The 19,865-nt window shown below is 37.5% G+C and carries 15 protein-coding genes; 12 read left to right on the plus strand and 3 right to left on the minus strand.

Features of this window, described 5'->3' with window-relative positions; all coding sequences use genetic code 11:
* Positions 1 to 93: 93 nt before the first annotated feature.
* A complete protein-coding gene (locus tag A3EM_RS45840; protein ID WP_020528840.1) occupies positions 94 to 1,236 on the minus strand; it encodes a Ser-Thr-rich GPI-anchored membrane family protein in 1,143 nt (380 codons plus the stop codon).
* Positions 1,237 to 1,592: 356 nt separating this feature from the next.
* Between A3EM_RS45840 and A3EM_RS0113975 the strand changes: the two genes are divergently transcribed.
* The 12 genes from A3EM_RS0113975 (at position 1,593) to A3EM_RS0114035 (ending at position 17,730) form a co-directional block, all read left to right on the plus strand.
* Positions 1,593 to 2,318, plus strand: coding sequence for a FadR/GntR family transcriptional regulator (locus tag A3EM_RS0113975; protein WP_157637885.1), 726 nt, complete (start codon positions 1,593 to 1,595; stop codon positions 2,316 to 2,318).
* 125 nt (positions 2,319 to 2,443) lie between these two features.
* Positions 2,444 to 5,530, plus strand: a complete 3,087-nt coding sequence (locus A3EM_RS0113980; protein ID WP_169513363.1) for a SusC/RagA family TonB-linked outer membrane protein — start codon at positions 2,444 to 2,446, stop codon at positions 5,528 to 5,530.
* A gap of 125 nt (positions 5,531 to 5,655) precedes the next feature.
* The gene (locus tag A3EM_RS0113985) at positions 5,656 to 7,008 is read left to right on the plus strand and encodes a RagB/SusD family nutrient uptake outer membrane protein (RefSeq protein ID WP_020528843.1); all 1,353 of its coding nucleotides are present in this window, start codon (positions 5,656 to 5,658) and stop codon (positions 7,006 to 7,008) included.
* A 212-nt stretch (positions 7,009 to 7,220) separates the two neighbouring features.
* Positions 7,221 to 9,458 carry a polysaccharide lyase 6 family protein gene (locus A3EM_RS0113990; RefSeq protein WP_020528844.1) on the plus strand — a complete coding sequence of 746 codons (2,238 nt, stop codon included), beginning with the start codon at positions 7,221 to 7,223 and terminating at the stop codon, positions 9,456 to 9,458.
* A gap of 68 nt (positions 9,459 to 9,526) precedes the next feature.
* Entirely contained in the window at positions 9,527 to 11,812 is a 2,286-nt protein-coding gene (locus tag A3EM_RS0113995) for an alginate lyase family protein (protein ID WP_020528845.1), read from the plus strand.
* Positions 11,813 to 11,950: 138 nt separating this feature from the next.
* Complete coding sequence (locus A3EM_RS0114000; RefSeq protein WP_020528846.1) at positions 11,951 to 12,292, plus strand: cupin domain-containing protein; 342 nt, start codon at positions 11,951 to 11,953, stop codon at positions 12,290 to 12,292.
* A gap of 83 nt (positions 12,293 to 12,375) precedes the next feature.
* Entirely contained in the window at positions 12,376 to 13,653 is a 1,278-nt protein-coding gene (locus A3EM_RS0114005) for an MFS transporter (RefSeq protein ID WP_044238435.1), read from the plus strand.
* Between the two features lie 45 nt (positions 13,654 to 13,698).
* A complete protein-coding gene (locus A3EM_RS0114010) occupies positions 13,699 to 14,451 on the plus strand; it encodes an SDR family NAD(P)-dependent oxidoreductase (protein ID WP_020528848.1) in 753 nt (250 codons plus the stop codon).
* Between the two features lie 82 nt (positions 14,452 to 14,533).
* Positions 14,534 to 15,394, plus strand: coding sequence for a polysaccharide lyase family 7 protein (locus A3EM_RS0114015; RefSeq protein WP_157637886.1), 861 nt, complete (start codon positions 14,534 to 14,536; stop codon positions 15,392 to 15,394).
* Between the two features lie 107 nt (positions 15,395 to 15,501).
* A complete protein-coding gene (locus A3EM_RS0114020; protein ID WP_020528850.1) occupies positions 15,502 to 16,062 on the plus strand; it encodes a VanZ family protein in 561 nt (186 codons plus the stop codon).
* 138 nt (positions 16,063 to 16,200) lie between these two features.
* On the plus strand, positions 16,201 to 16,866 hold the full coding sequence (locus tag A3EM_RS0114025) for a formylglycine-generating enzyme family protein (protein WP_211211969.1): 666 nt from the start codon (positions 16,201 to 16,203) through the stop codon (positions 16,864 to 16,866).
* Positions 16,867 to 17,037: 171 nt separating this feature from the next.
* On the plus strand, positions 17,038 to 17,730 hold the full coding sequence (locus A3EM_RS0114035; protein ID WP_157637887.1) for a hypothetical protein: 693 nt from the start codon (positions 17,038 to 17,040) through the stop codon (positions 17,728 to 17,730).
* 71 nt (positions 17,731 to 17,801) lie between these two features.
* On the opposite strand, the gene A3EM_RS0114040 is transcribed toward A3EM_RS0114035, so the two are convergent.
* Both A3EM_RS0114040 and A3EM_RS0114045 read right to left on the minus strand, forming a co-directional pair.
* Positions 17,802 to 18,815 carry a hypothetical protein gene (locus A3EM_RS0114040; protein WP_020528854.1) on the minus strand — a complete coding sequence of 338 codons (1,014 nt, stop codon included), beginning with the start codon at positions 18,813 to 18,815 and terminating at the stop codon, positions 17,802 to 17,804.
* 134 nt (positions 18,816 to 18,949) lie between these two features.
* The gene (locus tag A3EM_RS0114045; RefSeq protein WP_020528855.1) at positions 18,950 to 19,792 is read right to left on the minus strand and encodes a 1,4-dihydroxy-2-naphthoyl-CoA synthase; all 843 of its coding nucleotides are present in this window, start codon (positions 19,790 to 19,792) and stop codon (positions 18,950 to 18,952) included.
* Positions 19,793 to 19,865: the final 73 nt, after the last annotated feature.

Raw genomic sequence — 19,865 nt, forward strand, 5'->3', positions numbered from 1 at the left:
TATTTTGTAATACTATTTTGATTAGTAACAGCCTTGTTTGTCAGATTGGAGAGGTAAAATTGTTATCACTTGAAAAGTAAATGTTGATTATTTCTATCCGCCCGGTAAGGCAGTTGGTTCTATCAGTTTTTCTCCTCCAGTGTTGGTTCCGGGAGTGGGATCTCCTCCAGAATCTCCTCCATTGGTTATCAGAAAAATAATTCCTCCGGCAACCAGACCTCCTCCCAGCACTTTTAACCCTAGTGGGATTTTTCTGGAAATTTTAAAGTCATCACTCCATGCTGATTTATTGGCTTCTCCTTTACTGGTGAGTTTGAGCTGATATGTTGCTTTGAGGTCAATATGCTCTGGTATAGTCCAGTCATAAGAATTTCCGCTAAGGTCATTGCCAATGATGCCTTCCCGGGTTCCATTTTTATAAAGTTCTAAATCTATGTCTTCTTCCAGGTTAGTTTTGGTCCAGGTAATTGGATATCTTTTCCCTTTCTTTAAGGAAGATGGCAAAGGATTAAAAATTAAAGTAGGTGCAACAGTGGGAACTTCAGCCACATCTTCTCCCATATCACTACTTTCTGCAACTGCCATGACCACAGAGTCTTTGACGATGATTTCCGGAATAATTTCCGGAACATTTAAGGCTTCATTAAACATAGGATGAAGCGTTGGGTTGTAAAAAACTATACTTACAATTAGTGGATACCAAAGCCCATTTTTCTTCTCTGCTTTAATAGTAGCTACTCTGGTATTTTTAGTATAAGGGTGATTTATGGCAATATTTTTCCCTCTAAATTCACTTTCGAAATAAACCGCAAGAAATACATAATCTCCCTTGGATACTTCTGAAGTGATTATATTGGAAAATGAAATTGTAGGCTCAATAGATTTTTCATAAAAAAGATCCAAATCATTCAGGTAGCGCTCTATTTTCACATTCTTTTGCTTCTTCGAATTATTGGTATAATCAGGATCAATATCATCCTCAATAATTACATCTCCATTTAAAAATAATTGATTTGCGTTTTGCGAAAAGCTATTCACCATTATTTCCTTTCTCTTATAAGGCTCCAGAGAAGGATCGCTAATGAGAATTAACAGACTTTCAAATTCCTTAATAAAAGTTTCACTTCGGAATTTAATGGCTTTTTTATCTTCTTCTGTCAGCTCCTGGTCCTGAGCCAATGCCTGAGAAATGAAAAATATAGTGCATAAAAAAAGAAACAGGTATTTTTTGTTCATTCGATGAGGTTTTCAGTTTATAAAATTGGTTGTAGTAGGTAAATACCTTAAATAATACTAATGATTAGGACTTGTTAAACAAGCTTATTGGTCTAATCAAAAAAGTGTTGGTTGATTTCTTTAGTTATGATGTGTGTCTAAAAATATCAAATAAATAAGATAAAAAAAATAGTTTGAAGGATATAATTATTTCTCTCGTTTGGAGATTGTTATTCTAATACTCCACTACTCATTCCCTCATCTGTTTGCAGGATGTTTTTTTTAAAAATATTTGCATCCTAATTTTTTTTCAATTAATATTGGTCAACCAATTTATGGTAACCCAAACATTAGTAATCCAAAAACTGCCTGTAAATATGGAGATTCTGAAAAACCTAGAGGAAATAAAAATTGAAAAGCCATCGGATATCATCATTAAGCAGATTAAAAACCTGATATCATCCGGGCAATTGAATCCAGGAGACAGATTACCTCCTGAAAGACAATTGAGTGAAAAATTTGGAGTAGGAAGAAGTCATGTAAGAGATGCTTTAAGGAAATTAGAATTCTATGGCATATTGAAAACTTTACCTCAAAGCGGAACGGTGGTAGCCGGTTTGGGAGTAACCGCTCTTGAAGGCTTAATTAACGATGTACTGGATTTAAATGATCACGATTTTTATTCATTTGTAGAAACCAGAGTGCTTTTGGAAATGCACGCTGCTGAATTAGCAGCGGAAAGAGCCGATGTAGATGATCTGATCAAAATAGAAAATGCTTTAAATGCTTTTGAAAAAGAAGTTGATGCTGGCAAACAAGGTGTAGAAGAAGATTTGTTATTTCATTTAAAAATAGCAGAAGCCAGTAAAAACTCGGTACTCAATTCCCTTTTGCTAATAGTAATTCCCGATATGATCAAGCTGTCTAAAAATCTGGATATCTGCGGGGATGGAAGATACAAAAGGGCTTTTGAGGAACATCTTGAAATATTTGATTGCATCAAGAATCATGATAAAAAAGGTGCAGGAAATGCCATGAAGGCGCATTTGAATGATTTACTCACATTTAGTCTGGAAAAGAAAAACAAAGAAAAAAATAAGTAAATTGCCTATGATAAGAAAGTCATAATTAACCAAAAAAATAGGCTGGTAATTGCAGTTACCAGCCTAAGGCTATCATCAGATAGCCCATTCAATTTTAAATAATCAAACACCCTAAAAGTATGAAAATGTTTACAAAGAGCCAAAATCTTGCTTTGGCTAAGCAAATGGTCTTTGCCCTTTTGGTAATACAAATTGGCGCCATCTCAAATCTATTTGCCAATGAAAATTGGCCCCTCCAGGAAATAATAATAAAAGGAAAAGTGATTTCCTCCGATGATCAGACAGGTCTCCCCGGAGTGAATGTTTTATTAAAAGGATCTAATCAAGGAACCGTAACTGATATTAATGGTGATTACCGCATAAGTGTACCCAGCCAGGAATCTGTGCTGATTTTTAGCTCTGTAGGATATGTATCTCAGGAAGTACCTGTAGCGAATAAAAGTACCATTGATTTAACCCTGGAATTGGACATTACCTCATTGGAAGAAATTGTGGTGATTGGTTATGGCTCTCAAAGAAAGTCCCATGTGACCGGGGCAGTTTCCAAGGTTACTAATGACAAACTGGATCAAATTCCGGTATCGAGAGCAGATGATGCCTTGATTGGCAGAATTGCCGGTGTAAATATTCAGGCTACTGACCCAGTTGCCGGCTCAGCACCAACGATCAGGGTAAGAGGAACCGGTTCAATCACCGCTGATGCCCAGCCTTTTATTGTATTGGACGGTATTCCTGTAGATCCTGACTATCTGGGCAGTTTAGATATGAATGATGTGGAATCCATTGAAGTTTTAAAAGATGCTGCATCTGCAGCAATTTATGGATCAAGGGGTGGAAATGGTATTATCATGATCACCACCAAGACCGGTAAAGTAGGAAAACCAGTATTTTCATTTAATTCTTATGTAGGGGCTAAATCAGTGCCCAGAAATGATGAGATTTTACCGACTGTATCGGAATGGTCTGACTTTGTAATGAGAGAAAATGGTTCTTTAACTGATAGAATGGTGTACATCAATCAATTGGGTACCGAAACAGACTGGCAGGAACAAATATTTGATGGCGGGATGATTCAAAACTATTCTTTGAGCGCTTCAGGTGGAACTGAAAAAACAAAGTTCAGAGCTTCAGCTAGTTATTTGGGTGATGAAGGAGTGTTACTAACTGACAACTATGAGAAATATAATATGAGGTTTAACCTTAATACTAAGATCAGCAACAGAGTTGAGTTTGGGATAATGGTAAATCCTTCATATACCAAGCAAAGGCTTTTTCCAATTGGGGTTCATGATGCAATAAGGCAACACACCTGGTTACCTATCTACCATGATGAAAATACCATTAAGTATGTTGATTTTGAAAATTATCCTGATGTGAAAATTGGTGATTATGCCATGGAAAGGCATTTCGATAATTACGATTTATATGGAGATGGAGGTGATACTGATATTAGCGGTACTTCAAATGCCAACGCTAAGGCGAAAGTGCTCGAAAGAGATTATAGAGCAAATACATTTAAATTATTTTCTAATGCCTATTTGAAGTTTAAGCTGGCAGAAGGTCTTTCTTTTAGGACTTCAATTGGTGGGGAATATTACAATAGAGAGCGAGACTATTGGGTGGGTACCAAAGCTGATAGAAGAGGTGCTTCGGTTACTAATTCATTATACCGAACAGATATAAAAGGACATATTGTAAATGAGAATATTTTAAATTACGATAAAAGTTTTGGGAATCATGATCTTAATGTAGTTGGAGGGTTTACTTTGGAAAGATGGGATTATACTTCTTCTCAAACAGAGGGCTCAGGTTTTTCTTTTGATAATATCAGAACGATAAATGCCGCCTCCAATATTTCAAATGGAGAAACCTTAAAATCTGCTCAAACTTTGGTGTCTTTCCTTACCAGGGTAAATTATGCCTATAATCACAAGTATTTATTCTCTTTAAGTGCCAGAGCCGATGGAAGTTCTAAGTTTGGTCCGGATAAAAAATATGGTTTTTTCCCGGCAGCTTCTGTAGGATGGAGAATGTCTGAAGAAGAATTCCTGAGAAATAGTGAAACAGTTTCTAATCTAAAATTGAGATTTAGCTATGGTGTAACTGGTAATAATGCTGGAATAGGAAACTATGACCATATCGGATTACTATCTCCTGTCAATGGAGTGATTAATGGAGGACTTGTTCCCGGTTTTAATCCAGCAAATATTTCCAATTCAGAGCTTGGCTGGGAAAAATCAATCGAAATTAACCCGGGTGTTGATTTGGGATTCTGGAGAGACAGGTTAACCGTTTCATTAGATTTTTATAAAAGAACAAGTGAAGACTTGTTGTTAGCTCAAGCCATCCCTTCAGTTACAGGATTTACACAAGCTACTGTAAATATTGGTGTGGTAGAGAATAGTGGAATTGAATTGGAATTAGGCGGAGTTATTATCGATAAAGGAGATTTCAGATGGAATACTTCTGTAAACTTTTCACAAAACAAAAATAAATTAGTTGATTTTGCTGGTGCAGATGGGCTAATCAGCACAGTTGACCCTAAAAGACCTACTGAATGGATTGCGCAAGAAGGCCAGCCAATTGCGTCCTTTTATGGTTATAAAGTAGAAAAAGAAATCGACCCACAATATATCAAAAACCCTTTCTATCCGATTGGTGGTGAGTCACAAGACATTTATGTGAAAGATTTGAATGGTGATGGACAAATTACCACTGATGACCGAACTGTGTTAGGTTCTCCTTACCCGGATTTCATATGGGGATTCAACAACCAGATGAAATATGGAAATTTCGATTTTAGTTTCATGTTCCAGGGATCTCATGGTGCAGAGGTAAGAAATATTGATCCGCAATACATCAATAATCAGTTTAGCGGAAACCAGGATTATACGTCTGAATTTCCTGATGCAGACATGGTACAACAAAGGATTTTCACAGATGATATTATTATGGATGCTTCCTATATTTCCCTAAGAACTTTGAACCTGGGATATACTTTGCCAAACTCCATAACAAATAAAATTGGAGTTAATAACCTGCGATTTTACCTGGCTGGTCAAAACCTGCTTTACCTGATGTCTGATGGATATACTGGATTTAACCCAGAGGGAATTAATCAGGGTCTGGAAAGTCCTTTAACTTATGGATACCAAAGGGGAGCAGCTCCAATTTACAGATCATATTCTGTAGGACTTAACCTGGAATTTTAAATCCGGGTTTGTTGAAAATTGAAGTAAGTAGACAAAATTAAAAAAGTGAAAATTTGCCAGCACTATTCGGTGATGAGATGAGCTTTCTCAAGATTAAAATAGTGCTGGTACTAAATCGACACAAAATGAAAAATATATATAAATTAATAACATTACTCTTTGGCTTGTTAGCCTTGAGTTCGTGCGAAGATTACCTGGATCAGAAACCAATTTCGGAAATTGGAGATAATGGTTTTTATACCAATGATGCAGAAATGGAAACGGCTGTAATAGCCATTTACGATGGATTTCAAAATGGCGTATTAAGGGAGTTTGCCCTTACAGAAATGCGCTCTGATAATTCAAGAACAAAAAACAGTGAAGGGGAATGGGCTCAGTTTGAAGATATGAACGTAGAATCTACAAATGCTACTGTTTCAGGTTATTGGACTGGTCAGTATAATGTGATTTTCAGAGCGAATACTGTTCTAAAACATTTAGAGGTTGTGAGTGATGAAAGCCTGAAAAATCAATATGAAGGTGAGGCACTTTTTGCCAGAGCATTAAGTCATTTCAATCTGGTAAGGTTATTTGGAGATGTCCCTTTGATTGATAAAGTCATCATTCAATCAGAATCTGATTATTTTGGCAGAGTTCCTTCTAATGAGGTTTATGATTTTATTGTGGATGACCTTACAATGGCTGCGGCCAAACTTCCGGCAAAAGGAGATATAGCTACGGGAAGAGCCACTAGTGGTGCTGCTAAGGCATTATTGGCCAAGGTTTATTTAACCATTGGACAGCATGCTGAAGCAAAAACTTTACTCGATCAGGTGATTGCCAGTAATGAATATCAGTTAGTTGGAGATTATCATGATATATTCTACAATGAACTGAATGACGAGATTCTTTTTGCAATAGAATACCTTGACGATAATACAAATGACAGTCAGGATTTTTCATTAGAATTTACGGCATTGGGATTAGCCAGTGGACTAAATTATGCCACTAATAATCTTACAAATGCTTTTTCAGTGGAAGATAGCATCCGTTCGAAAGTGGCTTTTAATCAGGAAAATACTTTAGAAGTTGGGAAGTTTATCACCGCATCTTCAGATGCAACACTTTGCGGAAATGACTGGATTGTATTGAGGTATGCCGATGTGCTGTTGATGCATGCAGAAGCGATTATGGCTGGAGGAAATGCCACAACTGATGGTGCAGCGCTTGCTTCATTCAATGAGGTGAGAGTCAGAGCTGGTTTACCCGAAGTTACTGAAATAACTAAAGAGATGTTGCTAAATGAAAGGCGGTTTGAACTGGCTTTTGAAAACCAAAGATGGTTTGACCTAAACCGATTTGGCGTGGCTGAGCAGGTATTGAGTGCATTTGCCTCAGAAGAAGGATTTACATTCTCTAATACAGCCCTGCTTTTGCCAATTCCACAAAGGGAAATTGATACAAGTAAAGACCTGCTGGTGCAGAATCCTGGATATTAAGTGTGGAGATCAGCAGCTTAGTGCTACAGGTATTAAATGAGTTTCCGGAGTTTATGCTTGATAATCAACTTGTTAGCCTACTGTTACACCTTACTCGTTTCGTTAGGACAGGCTGCCTGCTGGTCGCACTAAAATAAATGAGAATGATTGCAACTTCCGAAATATATTCGGAAGTTGTATTTCACCTAATGTAAATGACAAGCTAAATAAAAATGAAAAAATTATTCACCTTAATAATTACCACTATCTTAATTGTATTTCAGGCATGTCAGCCACCTGTAGAAAAAGGGGTGGTTGAAAATGAGGAGCAGTTAAGAAAAGCGATAGAAATTGCCACTCCAGGAGATGAGATTGTCATGAAAAATGGTATTTGGAAAGATATTGAAATTCTTTTTCAAGCCAAGGGTGAAAAAGAAAACCCGATTAAACTTAAAGCCGAAGAAGCCGGAAAAGTATTTATAGAAGGGAGTTCTAATTTAAGGATTGCCGGAGAATTTCTGGAGGTTTCCGGACTGGTATTCAGAAATGGATTTACCCCCACCAGCGAAGTAATTTCCTTTAAAAAAGATAAAAATAACCTGGCGAATCATTGCAGGGTTACTAATTGCGCTATTCAGTATTTCACTAACCCTGAAAGATTTGAGTCCGACTATTGGGTAGGAATGTATGGAAAAAATAACCGCTTCGATCACAATGCTCTGATTGGTAAAGGCAACCAGGGGGTGACAATGGCGGTAAGGTTGAACACAGAGGAAAGTAGGGAAAATAATCACCGGATAGATCATAATTATTTTGGCCCAAGGGCCTCCTTGGGAAGTAATGGAGGAGAAACTTTAAGAATTGGTACCAGTCATTATTCCCTGACTTTTTCCAATACTGTTGTGGAAAATAATTACTTCGACCGGTGCAGTGGTGAGTTGGAAATCATTTCCAATAAATCGTGCGGGAATACTTTCAAGGGGAATGTTTTTTATGAATGTAAGGGTACACTTACCATGCGGCATGGCAATGAGACTTTGGTGGAAAACAATTATTTTCTGGGAAATAATATTGCCAATACTGGTGGAATAAGGGTGATTAATGAGAGTCAAACAGTGATCAATAATTATGGTTATGGCTTAAAAGGTTACAGATTTAGAGGTGCATTGGTGGTGATGAATGGCGTACCTAATTCCCCTATCAACAGGTACAACCAGGTAATCGATTCTAAAATTGAGGGCAATATTCTAATAGATTGTGATCATATTCAACTTTGTGCAGGAAGTGACGAAGAAAGATCCGCTATCCCTCAAAATACAACATTTAATAAAAACATATTCCTGACGACTACAAACCCAAAACCATTCACGGTTTATGATGATATATCGGGAATTTCATTTAACAATAACCTCATTAATGCAGAGGCTGAAGCTCCTATAAAAATCGGGTTTTCTTCAGTGCCTTACGAAGTGGCCGAAACCAGCAATGGGTTAAAAATTCCTGGCCAATCATTATTGGAAAAAATAGCCATAAAAGAACCGCAGCTACCCGTCTCAAAAGATGAAGTTGGTCCGGATTATTTGAATAAAGATATTGACGTAAAAAGGCTTTCTTCAGGGAAAGAAGTAAAAGTTTTACCAGGAGAGAATACCCTTATTGACGCATATTTAAAAAGCTCTCCAGGGGATGTTTTGGTGTTGTCGGATGGGGAAGAATATTTGCTGACTAAAGATTTAAAAATTAGTCAACCGGTAACCCTTAGGGGAACAGGCGCTGGAAAACCAGTAGTTAAATCTCAAAAATCTGCTTTTTTCAAAATAGAAAATGGAGGCAGTCTGGCTTTGGAAAATTTGATAATTGACGGAGCAGAGTCTCCAGATCAGCCGGGAAACAGTGTAGTGAGTACCAGCAAATATTCTATGAACAAAAATTATAATCTATTTGTGAAAAATTGTGTGGTGAAAGACCTGGATGTGAACCATACTTTTGATTTCCTGAAAATAGCCAAACATACTTTTGCAGATACTATTCTGATTGAAAATACGCAAATGACAAATGTGACTGGTTCTGTAATTTCCCTTGATAAGGAAGTGGAAGACCTGGGTATTTACAATGGAGAATACATTCTTATTCATCAATCGACATTTAGGGATGTTCAGGGGGCTGTAGCCAATATTTACAGAGGTGGAACGGATGAAAGTACCTTCGGACCGATTGTTAGATTTTTAGAAAATGAATTCTCAAATGTTGGAAAAGGGAAAAGGAATAAAATTCAGGCTTCGGTCAGTTTTCACGGGGTACAAAATGCACTAGTTGAAAATTGTAAATGGACGAATAGTGCTCCAATAAACTTACACCTGACTAATGGTGAACCTATTACGATTATCAAAGACTGTGAGATGGATAATTCGGGCGGTATTGTAGCCAATAGAAATGAATTTAAAACCGAAAATATAAAAATTTCTCAATGACACAAGCATGCTGCTTGATCCCGATTATGAAAGTGAAGTTGAACTTATGAAACAAAAAGAAACAAAGCATGGAAATCCAGCATAAAAGAAATGTGATTTTGAGGATAATGGTTCTGCTCCTGGGTGTTGGAAGTATTGCCGCTTTTGCTCAGGAAAAAGGTAATATAAACCATCCTGGATTGATTTTAACCGCTGAAGGAGCTGAAGAAATCCGTGAAAATTTGGCAAGCCTTTCCATGCTAAACAAGGCTTTTGAGGAAACCAAAAGTTTTGTGGATGCGGAGTTGGAAAAGGGAATAATTGTTCCGGTGCCCAAAGATATGGCTGGCGGATTTACCCATGAAAGACATAAGACCAATTATTTTGCTTTACAAAAAGCAGGTGTGCTTTATCAGGTGACTAAGGAGGAAAAATATGCGCTTTATGTAAAAAACATGTTTCTGGAATATGCCAAATTGTACCCCACATTGGATTTGCATCCGGAAGAAAGATCTTACGCACGGGGAAAAATTTTCTGGCAGTGTCTGAATGATGCCAATTGGCTGGTGTATGCCAGTCAGGCATATGATTGTGTGTATGATTATTTAACAAAGGGAGAAAGGGATAACCTGGAGAAAAATTTATTTATTCCCTTTGCCAATCATTTATCCACTGAGTCTCCGCAGTTTTTTAACCGAATCCATAACCACAGTACCTGGGGAATTGCCGGTGTTGGCATGATTGGCCTGGTGATGAACAATCAGGAATTGATTGACCGGGCATTGAATGGGCTTTCTAAAGATAATATCCCGAAAAACCAGAAAGATAATGATGGCGGATTAATCCAAAAAGAAGGTGTGGAGGATTTCGGCTTCCTGGCACAAATCGACCATTTATTTTCTCCGGATGGCTATTATACAGAAGGGCCATATTACCAGAGATATGCCATGTATCCATTTATGATGCTGGCTGTTGGACTGGAAAATTTGAAACCCGAAATAAAAATATTTGAATACAGAGATAAGGTTTTGGTAAAAGCAGTGACCGCTCTTTTAAATCTTACAGATGGTAATGGAGCGTTTTTTCCACTCAATGATGCTCAAAAAGGCATGTCTTACAAATCAAGAGAGTTAGTGGCTGCTGTGGATATAGTTTACCACTATGGAGGTAAAAATCCGGAATTGCTTTCTATAGCTAAAGAACAGGGAGAAGTTTTATTGGATAATGCTGGCCTTTCTGTGGCCAAAGACTTAGAAGAAAACCTGGAAAAACCTCTGGTAAAGCAATCGATGGAATTACGGGATGGAAGTGAAGGGAAAAGTGGAGGAATTGGAATAATAAGAAGTAGCAAGGGAGAGTTGACGCTGGTGATGAAATATACCGCACAGGGAGAAGGCCATGGACATTTCGATAAATTATCTTTTTCCCTTTATAATGGTGGGGATGAAGTGATACCGGATTACGGACTAGCCAGGTTTGTGAATATCGAGCAAAAAAATGGTGGGGGATACTTGCGGGAAAATAAAACCTGGGCCAAGCAAACCATTGCCCATAATACCCTGGTAGTGAATGAAAAATCACATTTCAATGGAAAATTTGATATCGGAAATCAGTTCCATTCAGATGGCTTTTTTCATGATTTTTCAGGAGAGCAAATTCAGGTAGTTAGCGCTACCGATGAGCATGCCATTGAAGGAGTAAAAATGCATAGAACAATGGCAATGATTAGTGATGAAGCTTTTGAAAACCCGATTGTACTGGATTTATTAAATGTTTCTGCTGAAGGAAATAACCAATACGATTTGCCCTACTATTATAAAGAGCAACTAGTTTCCACCAATGCCAAACTGGAAACACCAGAATCTTTGAAAGCCTTTGGTGATGGATTTGGCTATCAGCATTTATGGGTGGAATCGATGGGGAAAATTCAGGAAAAACCATTTCAGCTGACCTGGCTTTCCAATAGAAAGTTTTATTCCATTACTACCAACTGTGTTCCTGAAGATGAATTAATTTTTGCAAGAATAGGGGCAAATGATCCTGCTTTTAATTTAAGGAGAGAGCCGGCTATTATTATTAGAAGAAAAGATACACAGAATACAAGTTTTGTTTCAGTAATTGAGGCCCATGGTAGTTATGACCCGGTGACTGAAATCGCAAAAAATACTTATAGTAATATAAAAGATGTGTCAATTGCCCAGGAAGATGAGCGATATGTGGTAGTTGAGATTAGTATTAAATCAGGTGAAAACTGGCTTTTTGTTTTATCGAAACAGGACCCTGATAAAAGCACTAAACATCAATTGGATATTAAGGGAGGAACAGTGGATTGGACTGGTCCTTATTATTTCAGAAAAAATATAAAATCAAATTGAGTACAGGTGGGGCCAAAACGGAAAAACTGTTAAAGGTAATAGGTGGATTATTAAAGCTTAATTCACAGATTCTGTTTAATTGAAGTGGCACAACTACCTAAAATTATATGTAAATATTTGTTCACAACTTAAACTAAAATGGAAAAATTACAAAGCAAAGTCTTCCAGATTGGAAGTGAAGTAGAATGGGAAAATGTTGGACCAGGATTAAATCGTCAGGTAATGGGCTATGATGACAAAATCATGCTGGTAAAAGTGAAATTTGAAAAAGGAGCTATAGGTGAATTGCATGAACACCATCATTCTCAGGTGACTTATGTGGTTAGTGGTTCTTTTGAATTAAATGTTGGTGGTGAGAAGAAAGTCTTAAATGAAGGTGATGGATTCTATATTCCTCCACATGTAATGCATGGAGCCGTTTGTTTAGCAGATGGGGTTTTAATTGATGTTTTCAGCCCGCACAGGGAAGATTTTTTGTAAAATCAAGGTAAGCAAAAAGGAAAATAAATTCATTTCCATACCCGAATAGTATCGCTGTTCAGGAACTAATACAAAAAAAAGTTATGGCAAAAAAAGTCAATGGTTTGAGATGGTGGATCATTTCCCTGATCTCTCTAGCAACAATTATTAATTATATAGACAGGTCGGCCCTATCGGTAATGTGGCCAAGTATTGAGGAAGAATTGGGTTTCGATGCTTCAGATTATGCCATCATGCTCAATGTTTTTATGGTTTCCTATGCACTGGGTCAATCCCTTTCAGGGAAAATGTTCGATAAAATTGGGACCAGATTTGGATACGTGATCAGTATTGTTGTTTGGGGTGCATCCACAGCGTTACATGCTTTAGCAAAAGGAGTGTTCTCCTTCAGTGTTTTCAGGGCTACTCTGGGATTATCCGAAGCAGGGAACTGGCCGGGTGCAGTGAAAAGTAATGCAGAATGGTTTCCTATAAAAGAAAGGGCGGTAGCTCAGGGAATTTTTAATGCCGGGGCTTCTATCGGTTCAGTGATTGCTCCTCCATTAATTGCTATGCTGTACCTTGGATATGGCTGGAGAGTGACCTTTTTTATTGTTGGCTCTTTAGGAATTCTTTGGGTTATTCCCTGGCTGATCATCAATAAAGTAGGGCCTTCAAAGCACCCATGGATTAAAGAAGAAGAAAGGGAGTTTATCCTTTCCGGACAACCAAATGAGGAAGAAGAATCGGAGGAAGAAGGACTTTCTATGGCTAAAATTCTATCTTTTAGAGAATCTTGGGCAGTACTTGTTTCCAGGTTTTTTCTCGAACCCATCTGGTGGCTTTTTGTAGGCTGGATGCCTTTATATTTATCCGATCAATATGGATTTGATGTGAAGCAAATAGGGCTTTTTGCCTGGGTACCCTATGTGGGTGCTGCTTTTGGAAGTATTTCAGGAGGCTGGTTTGCAGGCCGGCAAATGCTGAATGGTGCTTCAGTGGATAAGGCAAGGAAACTGACGATTACAATTGGCGGTGCCATCATGTTTTTCGGTTTGGTGGCCACCATTTTACTGGCTGATACACCGGTGAAGTTTGTAGGAATTGTAGCGATGGTTTTATTTGGGTTTCAATTTGCCATAAGTAATATCCAGACCATTCCGAGTGATTTGTTTAGTGGGAAATCGGTGGGTTCATTGGCTGGATTGGGAGGAACTGTAGGAGTTTTTAGTGTGATTATTATGAACTTCCTGATCCCTGTCATTACCAAAAATACCTATACTCCGGCTTTTGTGATTATTGCAGTATTCGTACCGCTGGGAGTATTGGCAGTTTATTTTTTATGTAAGGAAATTAAACCAGTAAAATTTCATCAGAATTGAATTCTGGTATTTAAAAATAATTATCAATTTTAAAATTAATCAAACATGAGTTTAAAAGGAAAAGTAGCTATCGTAACAGGTGGCGGACGTGACATTGGAAGAGCAGTTTCTATAAAGTTAGCCAAAGAAGGAGCAAAAGTAGTGGTGAATTATTTTGATAATAAGGAAGAAGCTGAAACTACAAAATCTATAATTGAAGAAGCAGGGGGATCGGCCATAATTGTGCAGGGGGATATGACAAAACAAATAGAGGCTGAAAATCTGGTAAAAGAGGCCAGAAAAGTTTTTGGGAATGAAATCCATATTTTAGTGAATGTTGCAGGAGGGTTGGTAGCCAGAAAAACCATTGAAGAAATGGACGTAGAGTTTTTCAACAACCTGATTACCTTAAATCTGACTTCGGTATTTTTAGTCACAAAAGCGGTAAAACCATTTATGCCTGAAGGAGGATCAATCATTAATTTTGCATCTCAGGCAGGCAGAGACGGGGGAGGACCTGGAGCCGCTGTTTATGCAACTGCAAAAGGAGGAGTAATGACCTACACCAGAGCTCTGGCAAAGGAATTTGGACCGCAAAAAATTAGAGTAAATTCGGTTTGCCCGGGTATGATTGCCACCACTTTCCATGATACATTCACTAAAGATCAGGTGAGAACAAATGTGGCAGCGGCAACTCCGCTAAAAAGAGAAGGGGAAGCAAAAGAAGTAGCCGATTTAGTTGGTTATTTGGCTTCAGATGAGTCGTCATTTATGACAGGAACTAATATAGATATTAATGGCGGTTTACTTTTCTCATAAACTGATTTAAATCTCATCAAAATTGAAAAAGCCTGTTGTTTCCATACTCAGGCTTTTTCTTATTTTAAATAGTATGAAAAAAATGAAGCAATCACTTTTCTTTTTAGGCGGTTTAATGTTGCTTTTTTTTACTTTGATTTTTGGATGTGCCAATCAAATCAGGGATTTGGAAAATAGTCCTCAAAATGTAAATAAATTCATTGATTTAAGTCACTGGAAACTGACCTTGCCCATCGATAAAAACGGGGATGGGAAACCCGATGAATATGAACAACCGAAGCTTCAGCAATACCCTGAAGTTCCTGATATAAAACCTTATTTCTATGATGGAGAAGATAGTTCACTTGTTTTTTACTGTCCTTATACAGCTGTTTCTACAGCAAACAGTAAATATTCAAGGTCGGAATTAAGAGAGCAATTAGTGCCTGGAGATAACAACACAAACTGGACTTTTGAAGATGGAAGAAGAATGAAAGGAAATCTCCGTCTGGCCGATATTTCTGAGGGACACAGGACCATTGTAATGCAAATCCATGGCAGATTGACCAATGCCCAAAAAGCAAGAATAAAGGCTAAAGACAATGATGCCCCACCGCTTTTGAAAATTTACATTCAGCAAAATAAGGTAAGAGTAGCCAGAAAAGTATTGGTAGATGAAAAACTTTCCGGAGATGAAATCCTGTTAAAATCATCCTGGAAAGATGGTGAACCGTTTTATTTTTTGAGGGAAGTCAATCGGGAAAGATTCAACCTTGAAGTAATTGCCACAAAAGGAAAACTGGAAGTAAAAATGGATGAAGAAAGCATTGTTTATGAAGATCAAAACATGCAAAAATGGCCATTTGAAAATTATTTTAAAGCTGGAAATTATCTGCAATCCAAAGAAGAAGGAGCATTTGCCGAAGTAAGGTTTTATAAGCTTGAGCATGGTGAAGTAAATTGATAGAAAACCAAAAATTGAGGGGCTAAAGGCAAAAAATTCCCAGTAAACTTGATTTCAGTTTAAAGAAATGGTTTATTATAAATAACTTTTCGAATAAATCTGGAATTATGCCTTCCTTCACATCCAGTCGTGAAAAAAAATTATGGCTATGGGCACTGGCGGTGTTAGCCATTATTTTTTCTACGCTGTTTTTAGGGCAACCTCTAGCCAAACTATTTGCTGATCAGAATGTTCGGGCAGTAATTTTTTCGTTTGGGATGATTCTGGTTGGCATGGCAATTCTTTTTCATGCTATAAAGACCAGGCCTGGTCGTGTAGAACTTGCCATGATTTTTGGCATTGTGGCTGTTTATACCATGTTAATTCTCCGGTTGGGCATGCCAGAAAGAAGTCACCTTTTTGAATATAGCGTACTTGCCATTCTAATTCACAAAGCCCTTCTCGAACGTTCAAATCAGGGAGAAAAACTACAATATCCTCACTTATTGGCTTGCGTAATTTCATTTTTGGCGGGAGTTTTAGATGAATGTATCCAGATAATTATTCCCGACAGGGTTTTTGCCCCTGAGGATATTTTCTTCAATGGTTTTGTGATTTTGACCGCCATTGGGTTTCATGTAATTTTGAATTGGGGAAGAAGGCGGTTTGGAAGGAAATCAATTGAATAAAAGATTTTTTTAATAATGACGATACCCGGTTCCGAGAAATCATAATTTAATTCAAATTAGCAATAGTTTTGTTTTATTATTACCAATAAATGGAGATTTAATAAGACTAAAATCAAAACCAGCAAACTATTGGAAGATATGTCTGAATTCCTTGAAAAGCTAATGGTAAAAATCCCGGAGGGGCAAATTACCTTAAGGGATGACCGAATTAAAAAGCAGTGGAATGTTGAGGTAAAATCATTTCTGCTTTCCAGGTATTTAGTCACTCAGGAGCTTTATGCCATGGTTATCCAAAAGAATCCAAGTGAATTTAAGGGAGATTTAAGGCCGGTTGAGTCAGTTTCCTGGAAAGAGGCTGTGGAGTTTTGCAACCTGCTTTCTCAAAAAGAAGATTTAAAGCCTTGTTATTTAATAACCGAAGAGGAGGTGAAATTTGATGCTGAGGCAAATGGATTTCGGCTTCCCAATGAAGGAGAATGGGAATATGCATGTAAAGCAGGTTCAGTTTCTTCCCGATATGGAGAATTGGATTTGATTGCCTGGTACAGGAAAAACGCTAATGGCAAAACTCAGTATGTAGGCAGGAAAGATCCAAATAATTGGGGATTATATGATATGCTGGGTAATGTATGGGAATGGTGTAATGATATTTATGAAGAAACGGTTTATGGTTCATATCGGATAATTAGGGGAGGAGGATGGAATGATGAAGAAAGGGGATGTCTTGCCACAAATAGAAGAAGAAGCCATCCTAAATCTTTTAAAATTGATGATCTTGGATTCCGAATCGCTAAAAATTTATAAGGGATTTATTCTTACCTAAAAGGAATTTAATTTAACCATAACTTTATAATTTTTTTCAAATTCAGGATTTCATTCCAATCTTGCTAAATTACCTTCGTTCATTAATGGTCGTAAATGGTGGGAAATTGATCTTGTCCATCTTTTAAATTACTTAATGAAAAAAGAAAACCTATGAAAATCCTTTTATCTACTGCCTTTTTCATGCTTTTAAATCTGGTTGTTCAGGCGCAGTTTTTTGTTCAGAAACTTCCTCAAAACCAGATTTTACAAAACGAGAAAGCTTATGTAGTCACAAATTCCGGTGATACAATTCACGGAATAATTTCCGCTACTACCATTGATAGTGAACGTTTGAAAGCTTTTACCATCAAGAATGAAATGGGAAAGACTAAACTCAAAACTCTTCAGATTAAGGCACTTGCAGTCATTCCTTCAGTTACTGCCCGATTTGAGGACATGCCTCTGCTAACAACCTTAAAAAGAGCTTCAGATGAATCATTTCTTAAAATTGTAGTTACCGACTGGGTGATTTTCGAGAGAGTACAGTTGACTACCAAAAAAGAAAAATATGAGTTGATGCAACTGGTTAATCCAGGTTTTGACTCAAGAATAAAGGTTTACGCCTACAGGCATACAGGTGAAACCATATCAATGTCGGTGGATGATATGAAGCTTTCAGGTGGAGATGATGACTCACATTATGTCTCAGTGGAGAATGCAAGACCTATTTTGTTAAGAAAAGGGAAATATAAAAAACAGGCACTGGGATTACTTTACAACAATTGTACATCCCTAAGCCAGGAAGAATTGAAGTGGAAAGAATTTGCCTCACATATTTATACTTATAATCAAGCCTGTAAATAATGGATTGATAAGTGGTTGGATGGAAATGACTATCTTTTAATTTGTTCTTCGGAGTTAAACCCTGGTACTTACTATGCCCTATTTTGTAGGGCATTTTCTATTTTCTCTTTAAATTGACCGGGTTCGTCAATGTGCAATCCAATAATTTTAAATTTCTTTTTGAACCCATAAAGCCCCACCATTTCATTCTCCTTTTTCAAATGAAGAATTACATTATGACTTTCCAGTTCTCCTAATGGAGATAATTTCCTGGCTAATGGGTCTTTTTTAAGTTTTTTTCTGGAAATTTCAATAAAATCTATATCTGAAAAAGGAATCTTGGTTTCATTCAAAATGCCATAATTCAAAACCAGATTATCTGTATTGACAGAAATGGGTCTTTTGGAAAGAGACCTTGCAAAACCAAAAATCTGTAAAAAAGAATACAGGCTTAATGCAGTAAAAAACCAGGCAACAATTTCTTTCCATTGTGCCAGTAAAAGATGAAAAGTAAAGGTTTCAATTACAATGATTAAATTGAGTGCGCCAATTAAGGCCGGAGTTCCGCTTTTTTTATGATAAGTAAATTCGTTTTCCTCAATAGTTCTGGTTTTCCAATAGATGAAACCATAATAAAACACGGCCACTTCAGTAGCGAAAGGAGAAACGAGTTTTGGGGGAAGAATTTCAGCGCAGGTACTTTTTAAAATAGTGAAGAAGTCTAATTTGGAAGCCTGTAATGCTTTATACTTTTTAATGGCATAGCTTACTTTGAGGATTACAAATGTCAGGATTGAAAGCTCAATAACGGGTAAAGCCCAGGTTTTGAATAAGCTAATGTAAAATTGGTTTTCCTTTGGAAGAAGATAAGAGCCAATCAGGAGTCCAAGGAGGACAACAGGAATTACAGTAGTTTTCGGAATGTCTGACTTTCGAATGAGTAAAAAATAAGCGAATGGCACTGTCAACAACAAATCAATAGAAATTGCCAGGTTAACTATACCATTTCCTGAAAATAGAGGAGACTTCATCAAAAAAACCAGACAAACCAAAAGGCTTAGCGGAATACCAAAATTGATTAAATTTCTATTTATAGAAAATGCCATTTATACAGTATTTTGGTTAAAATCAAACTGGTGGTCAGGATTAGAATTTAAGCATTAAAAAACTATGATTACTTCCAAAACCTGGATGACGAAGTTTTACTTGCCTAAGCAGACTGATTTCATCATTTTTGGAGCTAAGGAAACTTCGGGAATTTTGAAAAGTCTCTCTTCCTTTTTTCCAGAAAAGCATTTCTGCCTTCTACGGCTTCATCGGTTCCGTAAGCTAATCGGGTGGCTTCTCCTGCATACACTTGCTGGCCTACTAATCCATCATCAATTAGATTGAAACCAAATTTCAACATCTTTATGGCTGTAGGGCTTTTTGTCATAATTTCCTGAGCCCATTCATAAGCCACCTGCTCCAACTCTTCGTGGGGAACAACCTTGTTGACCATCCCCATTTCATATGCTTCCTGAGCAGAATATTCAGCCCCGAGGAAAAAGATTTCTCTTGCTCTTTTTTGCCCGACCTGTCTGGCCAGATAGGCTGAGCCAAACCCTCCATCGAAGCTGGCTACATCGGCATCAGTTTGCTTAAATTTGGCATGTTCTTTACTGGCGATTGTCATGTCACAAACTACATGCAGGCTATGCCCACCACCAACTGCCCATCCGGGTACTACGGCAATAACCACCTTATTCATAAATCGAATTTGCCGTTGTACATCCAGAATATTAAACCGATTAATTCCATTCTCTCCTTTATAGCCTGTGGTAGACCGCACCCGCTGGTCCCCTCCAGAGCAAAAAGCCCATCCTCCATCTTTAGAGGAAGGTCCTTCTCCAGTAATTAAAACTACTCCAATTTCCTGACTTTCATGGCAAATGATTAGGGCTTCCCACAATTCATCTACTGTTTTTGGGGTAAATGCATTCCGACATTCTGGTCTGTTGAAAGCGATTCTTGCCACACCATTAAAAGTTTTAAAGGTGATTTCCTCATATTCCTTCTCGGTTTTCCAATCTAGGGTTGCCATGGTTTTATGTTTGAGTTCTAAGTCTTGCAAATGTAAGTACTGAGGCGCTAGTTTAAGTCACTTTTTTTAGAAT

The sequence above is a fragment of the Flexithrix dorotheae DSM 6795 genome (genome assembly GCF_000379765.1).
Classification (GTDB): Bacteria; Bacteroidota; Bacteroidia; order Cytophagales; family Flammeovirgaceae; genus Flexithrix; species Flexithrix dorotheae.

Coding starts and splice junctions, on each gene's coding strand:
- A3EM_RS0113980 (WP_169513363.1), top strand. CDS start 2,444: ATGTTTACAAAGAGCCAAAATCTTGCTTTGGCTAAGCAAATGGTCTTT.
- A3EM_RS0113990 (WP_020528844.1), top strand. CDS start 7,221: ATGAAAAAATTATTCACCTTAATAATTACCACTATCTTAATTGTATTT.
- A3EM_RS0114045 (WP_020528855.1), bottom strand. CDS start 19,792: ATGGCAACCCTAGATTGGAAAACCGAGAAGGAATATGAGGAAATCACC.
- A3EM_RS0114020 (WP_020528850.1), top strand. CDS start 15,502: ATGCCTTCCTTCACATCCAGTCGTGAAAAAAAATTATGGCTATGGGCA.
- A3EM_RS0114000 (WP_020528846.1), top strand. CDS start 11,951: ATGGAAAAATTACAAAGCAAAGTCTTCCAGATTGGAAGTGAAGTAGAA.
- A3EM_RS0114025 (WP_211211969.1), top strand. CDS start 16,201: ATGTCTGAATTCCTTGAAAAGCTAATGGTAAAAATCCCGGAGGGGCAA.
- A3EM_RS0113975 (WP_157637885.1), top strand. CDS start 1,593: ATGGAGATTCTGAAAAACCTAGAGGAAATAAAAATTGAAAAGCCATCG.
- A3EM_RS45840 (WP_020528840.1), bottom strand. CDS start 1,236: ATGAACAAAAAATACCTGTTTCTTTTTTTATGCACTATATTTTTCATT.
- A3EM_RS0114005 (WP_044238435.1), top strand. CDS start 12,376: ATGGCAAAAAAAGTCAATGGTTTGAGATGGTGGATCATTTCCCTGATC.
- A3EM_RS0114010 (WP_020528848.1), top strand. CDS start 13,699: ATGAGTTTAAAAGGAAAAGTAGCTATCGTAACAGGTGGCGGACGTGAC.
- A3EM_RS0114040 (WP_020528854.1), bottom strand. CDS start 18,815: ATGGCATTTTCTATAAATAGAAATTTAATCAATTTTGGTATTCCGCTA.
- A3EM_RS0114035 (WP_157637887.1), top strand. CDS start 17,038: ATGAAAATCCTTTTATCTACTGCCTTTTTCATGCTTTTAAATCTGGTT.
- A3EM_RS0113985 (WP_020528843.1), top strand. CDS start 5,656: ATGAAAAATATATATAAATTAATAACATTACTCTTTGGCTTGTTAGCC.
- A3EM_RS0113995 (WP_020528845.1), top strand. CDS start 9,527: ATGGAAATCCAGCATAAAAGAAATGTGATTTTGAGGATAATGGTTCTG.
- A3EM_RS0114015 (WP_157637886.1), top strand. CDS start 14,534: ATGAAGCAATCACTTTTCTTTTTAGGCGGTTTAATGTTGCTTTTTTTT.